Annotated in this window: 14 protein-coding genes and 2 pseudogenes; all 16 read right to left on the reverse strand. The window is 40.1% G+C overall.

Going from position 1 to position 15604, the window contains the following annotated elements; genetic code table 11:
• Positions 1–278 (reverse strand): annotated as a pseudogene (locus tag AACY93_RS13070) (O-antigen ligase domain-containing protein); the annotation flags it as partial.
• A 93-nt stretch (positions 279–371) separates the two neighbouring features.
• Positions 372–1112 carry a transglutaminase domain-containing protein gene (locus tag AACY93_RS13075; RefSeq protein WP_339612136.1) on the reverse strand — a complete coding sequence of 247 codons (741 nt, stop codon included), beginning with the start codon at positions 1110–1112 and terminating at the stop codon, positions 372–374.
• Positions 1113–1260: 148 nt separating this feature from the next.
• Complete coding sequence (locus AACY93_RS13080; protein ID WP_286854348.1) at positions 1261–2385, reverse strand: glycosyltransferase; 1125 nt, start codon at positions 2383–2385, stop codon at positions 1261–1263.
• Positions 2382–3323: a glycosyltransferase family 4 protein gene (locus tag AACY93_RS13085; protein WP_339612137.1), complete on the reverse strand. Its 942-nt coding sequence runs from the start codon at positions 3321–3323 to the stop codon at positions 2382–2384. The genes AACY93_RS13080 and AACY93_RS13085 overlap by 4 nt, the downstream gene beginning before the upstream one ends.
• Before the next feature lie 319 nt (positions 3324–3642).
• On the reverse strand, positions 3643–3816 hold the full coding sequence (locus AACY93_RS13090) for a glycogen/starch synthase (protein ID WP_155949895.1): 174 nt from the start codon (positions 3814–3816) through the stop codon (positions 3643–3645).
• Positions 3817–3826: 10 nt separating this feature from the next.
• Positions 3827–5167: a glycosyltransferase family A protein gene (locus AACY93_RS13095; protein ID WP_286854350.1), complete on the reverse strand. Its 1341-nt coding sequence runs from the start codon at positions 5165–5167 to the stop codon at positions 3827–3829.
• Positions 5167–6000 carry an FkbM family methyltransferase gene (locus tag AACY93_RS13100; RefSeq protein ID WP_286854351.1) on the reverse strand — a complete coding sequence of 278 codons (834 nt, stop codon included), beginning with the start codon at positions 5998–6000 and terminating at the stop codon, positions 5167–5169. Before AACY93_RS13100 ends, AACY93_RS13095 begins: the two co-directional genes overlap by 1 nt.
• 144 nt (positions 6001–6144) lie before the next feature.
• On the reverse strand, positions 6145–7431 hold the full coding sequence (locus tag AACY93_RS13105) for a glycosyltransferase family 4 protein (protein WP_286854352.1): 1287 nt from the start codon (positions 7429–7431) through the stop codon (positions 6145–6147).
• Positions 7432–8036: 605 nt separating this feature from the next.
• Positions 8037–9233, reverse strand: a complete 1197-nt coding sequence (locus AACY93_RS13110) for a glycosyltransferase family 4 protein (protein WP_286854354.1) — start codon at positions 9231–9233, stop codon at positions 8037–8039.
• Between the two features lie 16 nt (positions 9234–9249).
• On the reverse strand, positions 9250–10143 hold the full coding sequence (locus AACY93_RS13115) for a hypothetical protein (RefSeq protein WP_286854355.1): 894 nt from the start codon (positions 10141–10143) through the stop codon (positions 9250–9252).
• A gap of 2 nt (positions 10144–10145) precedes the next feature.
• Positions 10146–11573: an MBOAT family O-acyltransferase gene (locus AACY93_RS13120; RefSeq protein WP_286854357.1), complete on the reverse strand. Its 1428-nt coding sequence runs from the start codon at positions 11571–11573 to the stop codon at positions 10146–10148.
• A gap of 9 nt (positions 11574–11582) precedes the next feature.
• Positions 11583–12437, reverse strand: a complete 855-nt coding sequence (locus tag AACY93_RS13125; RefSeq protein WP_286854359.1) for a sulfotransferase family protein — start codon at positions 12435–12437, stop codon at positions 11583–11585.
• 3 nt (positions 12438–12440) lie between these two features.
• Positions 12441–13526 carry a glycosyltransferase gene (locus AACY93_RS13130; RefSeq protein ID WP_286854361.1) on the reverse strand — a complete coding sequence of 362 codons (1086 nt, stop codon included), beginning with the start codon at positions 13524–13526 and terminating at the stop codon, positions 12441–12443.
• A gap of 64 nt (positions 13527–13590) precedes the next feature.
• The gene (locus tag AACY93_RS13135) at positions 13591–14172 is read right to left on the reverse strand and encodes a serine acetyltransferase (RefSeq protein ID WP_286854362.1); all 582 of its coding nucleotides are present in this window, start codon (positions 14170–14172) and stop codon (positions 13591–13593) included.
• A gap of 6 nt (positions 14173–14178) precedes the next feature.
• Positions 14179–15165: a glycosyltransferase family 2 protein gene (locus tag AACY93_RS13140; protein WP_286854363.1), complete on the reverse strand. Its 987-nt coding sequence runs from the start codon at positions 15163–15165 to the stop codon at positions 14179–14181.
• A pseudogene (locus AACY93_RS13145) lies at positions 15162–15604 on the reverse strand (asparagine synthetase B family protein); the annotation flags it as partial. The gene AACY93_RS13140 and the pseudogene AACY93_RS13145, both read right to left, overlap by 4 nt.

A 15604-nucleotide genomic window follows, 5' to 3' on the forward strand; every position in this document is an offset into this window, starting at 1 on the left:
ATCCCCATCAGGATAAACAAGATGACCAAATATTTCCCAGCCTCATAGGATATGGCCCCCCTGGTAGTCCTGAAAAATACCTCAGCCCCTACAAAATAAGCACAGGCTTTTAAGACTTCATAAGTCTTTTTATTTTCTGCTACGGTAATGATCCGATACATAAAATAAAAAAGAGCTAGGTAAAAATAGGGCTTGGCCAGGCTCTCATTCAAAAAAATCAAAAACCCCAAGACGGCATGGAAGCCTAGGGCAGTAATGTATGTGATATTGGTTTTCAATTAAAAAAGAGGTGTTTTGGCAAAGTTACAGCTATTTGGCAAGTTCATAAAAAATTGTTGCAATCAAGCCAAAAGTACCAACAATTATAAGAATTAATTAAATATGTTTCTATAATCGTCCATTGGAAATTTATAATGGTAGCTTTTTCCCAGAACATAGACCATAAAATGCACGATAAAAACAGGAATGAAGGGTCTGGCCATTCTTAAATAGGCATCATACACCTTATTCCGATACCCACAAATCAAAAAAGGGGTAATATCGGTATTCAGATAGTTTTTAAATACCTGGGATGCTTCAAGGTGCTTATCCTTTATAAAAGAATGGTAACTAACCGTTTGTGCTGTTCGAACCTTTTGAAACAATTCAATTACCGATAAGGGAACCTTCTTATCATCATAAAACAACAAGCCCCAAGAGGGATCTATCAACACCCATTTTTGCCATTCTTTTATAAATACCTCATTAAAGGAATGTCCCCCATTGGTATGGGTAAAAGGTACAGAGGTCGTGCCCCATTCCCGAACCTGTATGTTGTTGATGACACAAAAATTATTGAATATCTGTACCATATCACTACAAACCCCTCCTTTTTCGTAGAGCATGGTTTTTAAAACCTTGTCTGAAGGTTCGCTCAAGCCAGGTCCCATTCTTGTATGGGCATTTAACCAAGACACCAATTGCTTGATAAGCTCGAAATCTGACCTAGGCCTGCCCTGTTTAAAAACCTGTGCATTAACCTCATAAAAACAGCGGGGAATGTCTTCTTTTTTATTCCAGACATTATAACTATTCCCTTGAATGGCATCCTCTTCAGCATTGTGAGACAGCAACCAAAACCTTGTTTTATATAAAAAAGGATGACGCTTTACCGTCCAGCGTAGTTTTTTTATCAGCATCAAAGAATTAAAAATGAATTAGTTTCAGATAAAAATATCATTTTTTTTTTAATAGCAACTACTTATCCCCAAAAATCCCAAATTATAGGATGTCCTGTTCAATCCTCTGGTTATAATATGGATAGGAAAAGCGTTCCATAAAAGATATGGAGGGTTGTGCCATCGTTTTAAAAGCAGCTTCATCCAAATCCAAGAACCGGTCCAAACAGGTATTTAGGGCCTGTACCGTAACCGTCTCCATTAACAAGCCATTTTCCCCATGTGCGATATATTGCCCAATGGCAGAGACCTGGGAGACTATGGGTACACAACCATAGTTCATGGCTTCGGCAATCACCTTTGGAAAGCCCTCGGAAGCAGAGGGCAAGAGGATGGCATGCGATCTCTTATAGATGTCATGCACTTCCGAACGGGATAAATAACCATGAAAGGTCACAGGTAACCCCTGGGTGTCCACATGCTGTTGATAGGCAGTACCCCTGCTGCCAGCCCCCACCAAATGCAAGGTCGCTATCTTACTGCTTTGGTGATCATCCAAGCTCGCCAAGGCCTCAAGGATGAGATCCACCCCTTTGGCAGCTTCCAAACGTCCCACAAAACAAAGCTCGATTGGTTTTGAAAAGGTCTTATTGGCAACAACTTTTTGCCCCTCATCAAGTTCCTGCTTGGTTAGGCAGGGATTTTCAAAACTCAAACAGTGTTTTGGCTGATTTGGCCAACTCCCATTGATGGTCACCGGACGGCTTTGGTTTTTTAAAAGCCATTTTTGAAAGTTGTATGCCAGGGGAGCCTGTTCCTGTTTCCAATTCCCGGCGTATTTAAACCAGCCCCGTTTGGATGTAAAAACCATCAAATAAGGAATGACAAACACCCCCATTCCTGTGGGGGCGCGAAACTGAAAATAGTCAGCCTGTTTTAAAGCCCGATGGATCTGCACTAAAATATTTGGGGCTTGAAGCAACAGTTGAAGTTTAGCTGCCCATGTGGTACCTCCCACAGCTGGCAAGCCCACAAATGTAATGCTGTTTGAGCTATAGGGCAGCGCACTGGGTGGGGCTGGGGTGTCATGTAGCATGGCCACATGGATAATAGTATCAAAAATACCTAAAAGCTGATTGATTTCCGTAACGGTCGATCCCAAACCCACAATGCTGCCATCGTCCAATTGGTAATGCTCCGTATGTGATATGATGGTTAAGGTTCTCATGGAAGTAATGCTATATATTTTTTTATAATCATATGCCAATCATGCTGTTTGGCCCATGTTTTAGAATGTTCCTTAAAGAGCAGTCTCTTATCCAAGATGAATTCCAGACTCTTTTTAAAAGCAAGCCCATCGTTTCCATCTATCAAAAACCCAGTGACTCCATGGTTAATCGCATCTTCTATCCCACAGCCTTTGGCCCCTATGGCCGGGATGCCCAGAGCATTGGCTTCCAAGATGGCTATCCCAAAACCTTCCACATCCCCAGTCTCGCTTTCCGTACTCAACATGACAAACACATCTGTAGCCAAAAGCAGGGATTTCAAACTGCTCTCAGGTACTGCCCCATGAAAGGTCACCTGGTCGGCCACCCCCAAGGCTTTGGCCTGAGCCATACATGCGTCTGCTTCGGTAGGAATCCCAACACAATGGTAATGAAGGTCTGGAAATCGCTGTTTTAAGGCAGGTAAGAGCTTGATGACTTGCAACTGCCCTTTTCGTGTACTCACTCTCCCCACCGTAGTCAACACCGGATGCCCCTGTAAGGTGGCTTTCAATATCCCCTCTGTCTGCCATTGGCTGAGATCTATCCCATTGGGAATAACCACCACCTCTTTCTGGATATGGCCCATCAAGCTTTTGGTATAGTTGGAAACTGCCACAAGTGTATCAAAACGTTTTAAAGACATGGCAATCGACTGACGGAGCCAGGGTGTTTTAAAATTGACCTCGGTACCGTGAATGACCGCAAGGGTCTCCCGTTTGTAAAACAAGGAACAAAACGCCACAGACCAAAGCGAGAACTTTCCAGTGGCAATCACATAGTCAGCTTGCTTAATAGCTTGAAGGGTCTTAATAATGCGATGTATATACATTAAAAACCGTGGTGCTTTTATAGGAATCCGCTGTACCGTAAAAGGCAAGTGGGCATCAAAAGCCATTTCTGCTTCATTGGCTGCATCCCGTTGATCGGCAATCACGCTTACTTGATAGCCCTGGTTAGACAGGTTCAAGGCCAAATGTAGGGCATGGTTCCCTATGCCACCGGGTTGTGGCGGGAATTCGGAGGTCACTATGAGGATGTGCTTTTTGTTCAATGTGGTTCAGTATTTAGTGTGTTTTAGTTGTTTTTAATCTTACGTTGTTATTTTCATTTTAGAATTTAACTTCAACTTCAATATCTTGGCTCCCCTCTTTAGTTAAAGAGGGGAATGAATTTACCGAAGTACAACGGAGGTAAAGAAAGGGGAGTTTGCATACTCAAATTTTATTACTGGTTAGCAATCCCTCCGTCTTATCTCCACTGCGTTTCGATATCACAGTCACCCCATAACCATTCTTAACCAGATGCAAAGCCAAATAATAAGCATGAGTTCCAATCCCACCCGGTTGTGGCGGGAATTCGGAGGTAACTATAAGGATGTTTTTTTTCACTATTAACTATTCACTTCTCACGTCTCACTTCTAATTTTTCAATCAAAGCCCCTTCCTTTATTTTCTTACTTGCCATGTTCCAACTTTTTAATACTTGATACAACACCAAAGGCAAAAGTAAAATACTTAAGAATAAGCCCAACACCAACATGCCTTTGTTCTTTTTAAACTGGTATGGGATCAGGGATGTAGGGATGGTTCGTAATAAGGCCCATCTAGCAGCGCGATCCCCATAATAGGTTCTATAGTAATACAGCACACTGGGAATGGGCCTGGGCGCAAAAAAATTGGAGGGCCTAAAGGCGTCCCAACTGCCCAGCTCCCTCAAGCCACCCGTACCTGCTTTCACATCGATGCAAGAGGCATACGGATTTGAAACCGAGAGCATCCCTTCCAAATATACGCGCAGTCCAAATTCCCCATCGCCCATCCGCTGTTTCTCAAATTGCCTGTCGAACAGTCCCACACGATAAAACACCTCCTTATAAAGCATGGCGTTTCCCGTAGCAAATTGGGAGGCCACAGCAAAAAACGAACGCGCTTTCGGTATTTCCTGTCCTTCTGGATAAAAGACCCCTGCCGATACCTGTGCCTTAAAAAAGTCCAAGCACCTTAAATGATTGGAAATCCAATTGTTGGGAATACGCACATCGTCTTCAGAGAGGGCTATCAAGTCCCCTTGGGCTTCCTTGATGGCGGTATTCCTGGCCAACCATAGGGCTTTTTCCTCCTGCTGGATCACACGAAGCGATAAATCAAAATCCTTATAAAAATCGGGTTGAAAAGGTTCGGACTGGTCCACAACCAACACTTCAAAATGGGGATAATCCTGTTTTTCAAAATCCTGTAACACGTCCTTTAAGTAGTCATACCGGTTTAAGGTTGGAATGACCACGCTAACCAATGGTGCCTGTTCCAGTAGTTGCGACTTGTAATGGCTCCATGCGTCATATGGCAAGCCTGTAACGGGTGCTACACGCTTGGTCTTTGCTGTTGCTACCCAAGCTTGAATCTCTTTAAACGGATTGTGAAACGTGCATAAGCGACAAATCAGCACATAAAACACCCAAACCGGATGAAACTGTTTTCTTATAAAATGATAATTATCACGCAAGGAAACAGGTTCAAAATAGGTATAGGTTGCAGCAGGGCCAATATACCCACTTTGAATGGCCTGCCAGGACAAATCGTAATCCCGTGCATGTTCAGACTCATAACTTTCGTCATACATAAGTTGTTCTAAAACCAATTCTGGCAATGCTTCAACCTGTGGAAATACAGAAGCTCCCGATGTTTGAAACAATCGAAAATACTGGGTAGGTTGCAAATATGTTAAGAATTTAAAGGGCATTATATAGATTTTGGTAAATGAGACTTTTGAGCAACACCCTTTAAATAGTCTGGGTAAGGTCTATTAAAAGGCATTAAAAGCAAATGACATTTACCTCTTCCTTTTATGGTATTAGCATCAATCAATTCACTTTCCGTCTTAAGATACCAGGCCTTATATTGAACTTCCTGACACCAATCCAATATCATTTTCCCTGCTGCTTCCATACCTAAATCTTTCACATCATGCATTTCTATAAAAAAAGTACATTGAGTTTCCAATGCCATCTTTTTTGCTGCTTTCATTACAAGGGTTTCTGCTCCTTCCACATCAATTTTCACTAAATCCGGTTTTAATTCATAATATGCATATAGATAATCCAGAGTTACTGTATTAACCTCCATGTAGGAGTTTATGGCAGCAGCAGATTCAGCATGTGAGCTATACATACTTCCTGCTTCACCAGAGCCTATTGTATAAAACTTCATCTTTTCATTAAGGGTATCTCCTACAAAAGCAGTAAAATATTGGGCTTTACTACCTAAATTGTTTTGGATGAGATTTATGGCTGCTTTTTGAAGTGCTTTGGGATTAGGATCCACTAAAAGCAACTGTTTATTTGAATCCTGGATGAGAGCCAACAATGCCATATAGCCTATATTACAACCTATATCAAAAATCACATGGTGATGTTTGCTTAAATAAAACCACCAAGCATCATCTTGATCTACAGTTTCACGTATGGTACCTTTCAACACTTTTAATGGAATGCCACATAGGTACTTAGTCTCAAACTTTAGTTTCTCTTGACGTTGCTTTAACATCAATGCCTTTAAAATCTTTTTAACATGCATCCAAATGACCTTTAATTTATATTTAACGAAAATACACAAATAAATGAATTATGTTAAACCATCTCTTAATATAAGGTCTTTTGCTTATTTCACAAGCTTTGTTTAAACATTCTTAGAGCTAAAGTATTGAGATTAGCTCAACATTCATTTGTCTGAATAAAATTGAGTGAACTTTTGTATTTGTGTTTCTATGGAAAAGGTCTCCTGGACCCGAAAAGAAGCATCGTGTGTAATCCTTTGTTTTTCCATTTCAGTCATTTGTATGACTTCTATCATTTTTTCTGACAATAACTGGGGGTTACGTTTTGGTACCACCCAGCCTGTTTTTCCCTCCAAGACATTCTCTGCCAAACCTTCGGCATCACTTACCACACACAGCAAGCCCATGGCCTGGGCTTCCAATACGGCATTACAAAAGCCTTCCTGAACACTGTACTGAATATAATACTGTGCTTGTGTTAATTGTTGCTTCACCTCCTCAGGCCCCAGCTTGCCCAAAAAAAACACCTGCGCTTGCAGGCCCAACTGGTAACAGGCAAATTTTAAAGCCTCTTCCTCAGGCCCCGAGCCTATAATCCGGTATTCAAAAGCTATTCCTTGCTGCTTTAAGAGTGCTAAAGCCTCCAAAGTATATTCCAAACCTTTTTTCCAGTGCAATCGGGCTACCGTAATGAGTTGTATGGGATGTTCCTCACCCACATGTCCCTGCTCAGTAGAAAAATAATGGGTATCTATGGCAGGGGTGATCTTAACAACAGGGGCTTGATCCCTAAACCCATGGGTATAGAGCAATTGCTTGATATCATCGGAAATGACATGGATTTTGGATACTTTATCCCACAGACTGCTATAACACTGGGGATGTTTGATGGGGTACACCCCGATATCAAAGCCCCTAAAACTCACCGCCATGTCGGCTTGAATAGCAGCTGCCATATTTTCACAGCCCAATGCCAATGTCCCAAACCCAAAATGCAAGCAATCCAAATCCTGCTTAAACACAGGTGCATGCGTGTACAGACGTTTTAAAATAGGTAGCCAAGCTTTCCCATCGGTTCGTTCCAATTGCACAAACCTTCTTAGGGTCTTTACATAGGGCAACAAGCCCAAAAATACCCACACAAGTTTAATACCTAGAATCAGTTTGTTTTTAGCTTGCTGAGGCAATAAAACTACTGGACAGTCTTTAAAGCCATGTTGGTTCTCACTACAAAACAACACAAGGTCAAATCCGGACTCCTTTAAACCCTTGATTTTGGATGAAAAAAACGTTTCGGAATACCCAGGTGCTGCTGAAAGCAGCAAGCCAATACGCCCTTTATGTGTTTTTGTTTTAGTCATTTGGTAATGGTTGGTCAAGATATCAAAATTTTGAATCTTAATTTCTATGTTTTGATTAATTTCTTTAGATCCTTCAGAGCGCTTTGTCATGCTGAGCGCAGTGAAGCATCTCTTTGTCATGCTGAGCAGCCTGTACTGAGCAAGCCTGCACTGAGTTTATCGAAGTGTCGAAGTAAAGCATCTCTTTGTCATGCTGAGCGCAAGCGAAGCATCTATGTGTCATGCTGAGCGCAAGCGAAGCATCTCTTTGTCATGCTGAACACAGTAAAGCATCTTTACTCCTTTTCCTATAGATTCTTCTTTTAGATTCTTCACTTAGTAGATTCTTCACTTAGTAGATTCTTCACTTCGTTCAGAATGACAGGGGCGTTCAGAAATCGAAGATTCGACGTAGTCAATGACAGGTGTCATGCTGAACGCAAGCGAAGCATCTCTTTGTCATGCTGAGCAGCCTGTACTGAGCAAGCCTGCACTGAGTTTATCGAAGTGTCGAAGTAAAGCATCTTTAATCCTTTTCCTATAGATTCTTCACTTCGTTCAGAATGACAAGGGGCGTTCAGAAATCGAAGATTCGACGTAGTCAATGACAGGGTCGTTCAGAAATTGAAGATTCAACGAAGTCAATGACAGGGGTTGTTCAGAAATCGAAGATTCAACGAAGTCAATGACAATCAAAACATCCTGACAGGTATTGGTTAGTTGACCTTATCAGGCCCTTCAAGCATGAGCCGTTTATATAACCCAAGCATCCCAGACACCATTTGAGCTTCGCTGTGGTTTGCTTCCACAAAGGCTCTAGCCTGTTGTGTTATTCTTTGATATGTCTCCAGGGGTAATTCACTCACCTCCTTCAAGGCCAGTGCCATCGCTTGAGCATCCCGAACGGGTACCAAATACCCGGTTTGTTTTGGCAATACCACTTCTTTCATCCCTCCACAGTCTGTGCTTACCACCAAGGTTCCCAAGGCCATGGCTTCCAAAACCACATTGGCGATCCCTTCCTCCACGCTGGGCAACAACATCACATCAGCTTCTTTGATGGCTTTCTGCACCTCTTTAAAGGGCAATGGACCAATAAACCCCACCTCCTGCTCCAAGCCCAATTGGGCACGTTGAAACAACAAAGCTTCTTCCCCTGAGACTCCAATGATATCATAACGAAATGCAAGCCCCAGTTGTTTTAACGCATGCATGGCATCCAAGGCCAAGCGGTAATTTTTTACCCAATGTTCCCTTCCAACAGACAGAATGTTTATAGGGGTTTGGGGGTTGGTTGTTTTTAACTGAAAGAGAAAGTCCTGAAGTTTTAGGCCACTTTTAACCACTTGAATATGCTGTTTGTCAGCTCCATATTTACAGGCCTCCTTCGCAATGGCTTGGGAGACGGCATGAAACCCATCAACTTTTGGGAAGTTTTGCCGGTACCTGGCCGCTAATGCTTGGTCGGCAATTGGGGAGTAATTGATATGAGACCCGCGTAAACTCAGTACCAACTTTATCCCAAACGCCTGTACCCACATCCACTCGTCCAAACCTTTAGCCCATTGTACATGAAAGATATCAGGCTGATGCCATAGTACGGGATAGCATTTTACCTTGGCATATAAGGTGTTTTTATTTGTTTTTTTGAGTATCGCATCCAAACGTTTTTTTTGGGCTGGCTTAAATAAAAACAAAAGGCAAGTGTATTTGATTAAAACCCAAAGTTTGGAACCTTTTGTGTTTTTATAGCCATAAACCTTCACTCCCTCCCCATAAATAGGTTTATGTTTAAGATGTCCAAATAAGAACACTTGAGTTCCTGAATTTGAAACACCTTGTATAAGGCGTTCAATAAAGGTGGTGCTTGGAATGTCTCCGGAATAGATGGCTATTTTTAAAGGTTTCTTCATGAATTTTTTTAGAAAACTACTCCCTTAAAGCTTTAAAATCATTAGTAAATTGCTCACTGGCAAGCTGTCTCCCTTTTGCATCTACATGTATGGCATCAAAAAAATACTTGGAGTCCGTCAGCAAATCGCTATGATTGATCACCGAGAAACCTGCTGAAGAGACTATAACTTTCTTTCCTTCCATAGGAGATATATAACAAATCACGTCTATGTCATTGGCCTGACACAGGGCTTTAATTTTATAAAGATAGGGGTTTTTAAAATTAAGGGTGATGGGCTTTAAGTCATTTAGTAGGCTACTTGTTTTTTTAGATTCCGGATATACATAATTACCAGTGGCATCAAACCTATTTCTTTTTTCCGGTTGCATAAGGGCTACCAACGAAGGGTAAAACAACTCTACATTATAATAGGACACGCCTAACATGGGAAACCACCTGCTGTAGGCCAACACTTTGGCATCCACTCCTTTAAATTGCTTATAATAGTCAAGAACATAGGGCGTGTTGATATAGGGTAAAAACCGGTAATCGTTGCCACTTAATTCATTCGTGCGAACATCATAATCTTTAACACTAGGTGCCAACACACAAACCTTTGTGGTTTTCCCCTGTGCCAAAAAATGTTGCAGCATGAGATACTGACTGGACAGGGATGTATCGTCCATAGACAGATTAACACCATTGGTATGCAACATAGAATCAATGACTTGGGTATTTAAAGTGGTTAAACCCGTACTGGCTCCCAATACAATATAATCAAAGGTTGTTTCTGGTAGAGCATGCACTAAAAAGGAAGGTTTATAAAAAGAAGACTGACGTAAGGCCCACAAACTTCCCCAAGACACAAGCATGCTCATACCAATGAAAACCAATACAACAAACCCGATTCTTTTTAAAAACAACATCATCCTTAAAACTGAAAATAAATAAACTCTGAGGGATTCTTAAACACGCCCATAAAACAGATAAGCATGGCAATACATACAGCAGTATATGTTGTTAAAACCACTTCTTTTTTATTTTTTTGAACGGCCAAAAACTCAAATAACAACAAGATAGAAATACTTATTACAATTATGGCACTAAACAAAATCATTTTTGGAGTCTTATAAAAAGTAGCTACAGAGCCACTGTTAAAACTAAAAATATCCTGAATATATTGCGTTGCCATACTTGCGTTATCTGCCCTAAAGAAAATCCATGCAAAAGTCACCAATACAAATGTAAACAGAATAAAAGGTAATTGGCCTAAGCTGATGCGAGTTGTTTCCAGATATTTTCTATGGACTTTAATCAGTAACAAGGGTAAAAACAACAGGGCGTGAATACCACCCCAAATCACAAAAGTCCAGTTGGCACCATGCCAAAACCCACTCACCAGAAACACAATAAACACATTTCGAATCCCTTGCCAAGTATTCCCACGAGACCCACCTAATGGAATATATAAATAATCGCGAAACCAAGTGGATAAGGAAATATGCCAACGCCTCCAAAACTCAGCGATATCCCTGGAGAAATACGGAAAGGAAAAATTGGTCATTAAGGAGAAACCAAACAATCGTGCCACCCCTATGGCTATATCACTATAGCCTGAAAAATCCCCATAAATCTGAAATCCAAACAAAACCGCCCCCAAAAACAGTTCCATGGACGTATAACTGCCACCCCCATCAAAGATCTGATTGACAAAAAAAGCACAGTTATCTGCCACCACCACTTTTTTAAACAATCCCCAAACTATCAGGTAAAAGCCACTAAGGGCAAAACCCCCATCAAACCTACGCTTGGTTGCAAACTGTGGCAATAAATGGGAAGCCCTCTCTATAGGCCCTGCCACCAACTGTGGGAAAAAGGATACAAAGGCTGCAAACTGTATCAAATCTGAAGTGGGTTCTAACTTGTTTCGATACACATCTATGGTATAACTTAATGTTTGAAAGGTATAAAAACTAATCCCTACAGGTAAAATAATATCTAACGTGGATGGCTCCATATGGATACCCAGCGTGGACCAAGCCTCCACCCAACTGTCTATAAAAAAATGATAATACTTAAAAAACCCCAACAATCCAAGATTGAAACACAAACTAACCAACAATAATATCTTTCTTCGTGTTTGTGTGGTTTCCCTATGCATCAGTTTGGCAACCACAAAATCCACCAAAGTACTTAAAACTATCAAGGCTAAAAACCGATAATCCCACCAGGCATAAAATACATAACTAGCCAAGACAACAAAAAGGTTTTGCCGGTTTAAGGAAGGTTTTAACACAAACCAATACAGTGCAAAAACCAAGGGAAGAAATATAGCGAAGTCTAGGGAGTTGAATAGCATATAATGATATTAATAATGTTTGGTATAAAGCTGCGTCTTAAAAACATCCAATAGCTTATTTATTTGGATTAGTTCAGCAGTACTCAATTTATTTTTATCGCTACCTTTCTGTAAAAACACGCTCTCTGGATGTGTTTTGGATGATGGCTGTTTATAATGCCTTTCTAAATTGGCAACTGGTTCCAAATGAAAGGCAGCACATAAATCATAAAACAATTGAATGTTATTGGACAACGCTTCATAACGAACAACAACAGCTTCTTCAGAATAGGGCTCCAATACTTCCAACGGTATCACATTTTCAATACACCAACGCAAGGTTAACCTTTCCACATCCGTCAATGTTTCAAATTGGGTAATATCATACAAAAACTTGTCTTTAATAAGTGTTACCAACTTTTCTTGATTTGCAAAATAAGACAAGTCATACAACCAAGGAAATTTTACTTGTTGCTGAGACCTAATAACATCATAAGGGTTTCTAATAAGATGTATAACCGGAATCCCAAATTCATTGTGTATAAAAGGTGCCGACAGATTACAACGTACAAACTTGATGATATACTTTTTGGGTACAAAAGGCCATAAATGACGCTTCCATTTTCGGTTACTGTTTTGTGCGATCCAATCGCAATCCACACGGTTCTTAAAAACAGCCTTTAAATATGTATAAGCTTGCTTGGAATCTGTAGGAGACCTTAACCATCTGTCACAAAGCAAATGCCCTCTTTTAGTACGAGTTTCTTGATCGGGTTCAAATAGCATGCGATACCTAAAAGGTTGGGCCATCAGCTCGCTCAACCAACTGGTACCACTTCGGGCACTACCTACCACTACAACATGTTTATTGAAGTTATTGCCCATATACTATAAGGTTTTATAAAGTGCTTCATGGGCAGCAATAAAAGCCTCCATGGTAAAATGGGTCTCGCAATAAGTGCGCAACCGTTTCCCTAAAGCCAATCTTTGTATGGGATCCGTAGCTTTTAATTGCTTCATCTTTTCCGCCAAAACTTCTGCGTTTCCTGCTGGAAACAATAGTTCGGGAAATGCTTTTAATACATAATTAATACCTGTAATATGGGAACCCAATACTGGAATCCCCATACTCATGGCTTCCACCAAAGCCATTGGCATGCCTTCCTTTCTACCAGCATCCAAAGTAGGTATCACATACAAATCTGCTTGAGATATATAGGGTCTTACATCTAATTGTTTTCCTAAAAACTTAACTTGTTCCTGTAGACCCAAATGCTCCGTTAATAACATCATGTTAAGCCCATAGGCATTCTCACAGTCACCCAAAACACTTAGTTGAATTCCAGAATCTTGAAGAATAGCCATGGCTTCAAGTAAAATTTCAATCCCTTTAACAGGCACCAAATTGGCAACTGTGATAATATGAAATTTATCTGGATTCATGGCCTTGGTTTTAGCTACCTTTTTTGTATCATAATATGCTGTATCAATCCCCAATGGGATTAAAGCCTGCTTTGTTTTGTTTGGAAAATAAGCAGACATTTCATCATTGATGGTAATAATATAATCGGCCAAAAAACTTTTTATTTTCCAATGCCTACTATTAAAACCCATCGCTTTTTTGGTGTATAACCATTTCACTCCTGCTAATTTGGCTGCCAAGGCCTCCGTCCAATCACTGCTCCATTGCCATGAATGAACAACATCATATTGTTGTTCTTTAAAGAATTTTGAAATCTTCCAGATTCTAAACAATAAGCTAGGGTATGGCCTATAATTTGTTTTGGTTTCAAAAACATGTATGGGCAAGCCCAAAGTTGACACTACCTTATAAAAATCACCATCACTACTACCACAGGCTATTTCTACCTCAAATTGGTTATTATCCATATGTTTAACCAAATCATAAACCACCTTACCACTGCCTGCTGTGTGGAAATTTGAAATTGTATATAGTATTTTAATTTTCTTCATTATTAATTTTACTTCCCTTATCTGCACTAACAAAATTCCTCCCCTTAGGGACGGGGTAAGAAATTCATTCCAATGTTTTAATAACTCGTGCAGGGTTTCCAGCTATCACACAATTGGAAGGCACATCTTTTACCACAACAGACCCAGCGCCAATAACCACATGATCTCCAATGGTAATGTTCCCTATAATAACCACATTGGCACCAACGGTTACATCATTTCCAATTATTGGAAGCAACCTATTATCATTTGCTTTATTACCTATGGTCAATCCATTTCTAAATTGAAAGTTCTTACCTATTGATTTGGCATTAATGACAGTAGCATACGGATGGTAACATGTCAAGCCTCCAGCTATTTTTGTACTTCTAAAAATTTTGCAGGGCATCTCAGGCACAAACAATGATTTCCAACGATAGTTTAGTTTATTGATTCGCCAAAAAAAGATAAACGCAAAATCTGGATAATACAACATCACATGGTCAAACTGCTTTGCCAAAGCATAATCCTGTGCCTTGGAACCCCGAACTTGAAGGGCTTGTTTGATATCTGTCTGGATAACCACATTGTTTACAACGTAGCGTTTATACCATCCACCCAATAGGATGCGCTTAAAAGCATGGATTAAAAAATGTTTTGGTGTCAAGTGTTTTTATTTTAAAAGCTGTTTTACCGTAAAGGGCACTATATAATACCCATAAACTTTCCGTAAACTTTCCAATGGCAAGATAACAAATATGCTTAAAAAAAAGCGAATGACGAACGGAATTCTAATGGCATGTACTTCTTGATATAGTTTGCTTTTCAACCGCTTCCTAGCCCCATAACCTTTGGTAAACACCAACTGCCTGCCCATGGACTGAAACAGTTGACTAAACAGTAACTCCTGAAAGCGTTTAGGGGTCTCCTGACTTAAATAAAAAGGCAAGTGCTCTTTGACCAAGCGTGGCCACACCATAAAAGCACGGGGTATTTTACGCTTTGTTTGTTCAATGGTAGATTCTGAATGTTTGAAATACAAATACACATAACTATCTAAACATGCAAGATTACAAGTCATTCCAAGTTTGATATCTAAGGCAGTATCTTCATTATTTTTTATTTCTTCATTATAAACACCAATTTTATCAAACACCGTTCTTCTATATAAAAAAGCCGGAGGCCCAACTACATGTCTCAAGCTCGAAAACCAATATAAGCCCCAATAGGGTTTTTCTTTAAAAAGGACTTCATGGGTCTCATCCATAGGTTTTTCTGTTTCAGAAATTCCTTTATTTGATTTCACCATTTTACCAAATACAGCCTCTATCTGCTCATGTGTATCCAAAACTGCAATCATTTTATTTAAAGCACCTGGATAAATCTCGTCATCTACATCAAACACATACATATAATCCCCTTGAGCCTTTTCAATGCCCTTATTTCTGGCAGGAGCAGCCCCTTGCTTGGTTTGAATTAATAATTTTACCCGTGCATCAGTTTGAATCAGACTTTCAATTTTTTCAACGGAGTCATCTTTCGAGTTATTATCTACATAAAGAATTTCAAAATCCGCTAATTGTTGATTAATAATCGAGTTATAGGACTTTTCAATAAAGTCTGCCCCATTGTAAACAGGTATGATTACCGATAGTTTCATAATGCTGTTATGTTATTTTGATACCATACGGACAAACACAACAACATACTTACGGCATGGGAACTGGCAACAGCATCTCCATGTTTAAAATCTTGATAAACCTCTTTAATAATTGTTTGTGGAATCCAGTGATTAAATTCATCATCAAACAAATGGCTTTCTAAGTGTTTAGCGTTCTCAGTTCCTAAAAATTGCAGTTCCCAATTCCGTTGGATATACGGTTTTCCCAAAAAACCAGTCACTTCCCGTTGCAGCTTATTAAAAATACGGTATGGCAAATTATAGGGAGCCTTATTGTACTGGTAGTTTAACAGATTAAAAGGTCTCTGGGCATGCCAGGTAATTTGTGCGAGTTTTTTGTCCTGTTGTAAATGCGCCAACTGTAGGCGTCTGTCTGCTAAATAAGCTTCTGGTGTCGTACAGACAAACTCACACATGC

The organism is uncultured Xanthomarina sp. (genome assembly GCF_963971605.1).
In the GTDB taxonomy this organism is placed as follows: Bacteria; Bacteroidota; Bacteroidia; order Flavobacteriales; family Flavobacteriaceae; genus Xanthomarina; species Xanthomarina gelatinilytica.

Coding starts and splice junctions, on each gene's coding strand:
- AACY93_RS13080 (WP_286854348.1), bottom strand. CDS start 2,385: ATGAGAACCTTAACCATCATATCACATACGGAGCATTACCAATTGGAC.
- AACY93_RS13085 (WP_339612137.1), bottom strand. CDS start 3,323: ATGGCTTTTGATGCCCACTTGCCTTTTACGGTACAGCGGATTCCTATA.
- AACY93_RS13095 (WP_286854350.1), bottom strand. CDS start 5,167: ATGCCCTTTAAATTCTTAACATATTTGCAACCTACCCAGTATTTTCGA.
- AACY93_RS13100 (WP_286854351.1), bottom strand. CDS start 6,000: ATGCATGTTAAAAAGATTTTAAAGGCATTGATGTTAAAGCAACGTCAA.
- AACY93_RS13105 (WP_286854352.1), bottom strand. CDS start 7,431: ATGACAAAGCGCTCTGAAGGATCTAAAGAAATTAATCAAAACATAGAA.
- AACY93_RS13110 (WP_286854354.1), bottom strand. CDS start 9,233: ATGAAGAAACCTTTAAAAATAGCCATCTATTCCGGAGACATTCCAAGC.
- AACY93_RS13115 (WP_286854355.1), bottom strand. CDS start 10,143: ATGATGTTGTTTTTAAAAAGAATCGGGTTTGTTGTATTGGTTTTCATT.
- AACY93_RS13120 (WP_286854357.1), bottom strand. CDS start 11,573: ATGCTATTCAACTCCCTAGACTTCGCTATATTTCTTCCCTTGGTTTTT.
- AACY93_RS13125 (WP_286854359.1), bottom strand. CDS start 12,437: ATGGGCAATAACTTCAATAAACATGTTGTAGTGGTAGGTAGTGCCCGA.
- AACY93_RS13130 (WP_286854361.1), bottom strand. CDS start 13,526: ATGAAGAAAATTAAAATACTATATACAATTTCAAATTTCCACACAGCA.
- AACY93_RS13140 (WP_286854363.1), bottom strand. CDS start 15,165: ATGAAACTATCGGTAATCATACCTGTTTACAATGGGGCAGACTTTATT.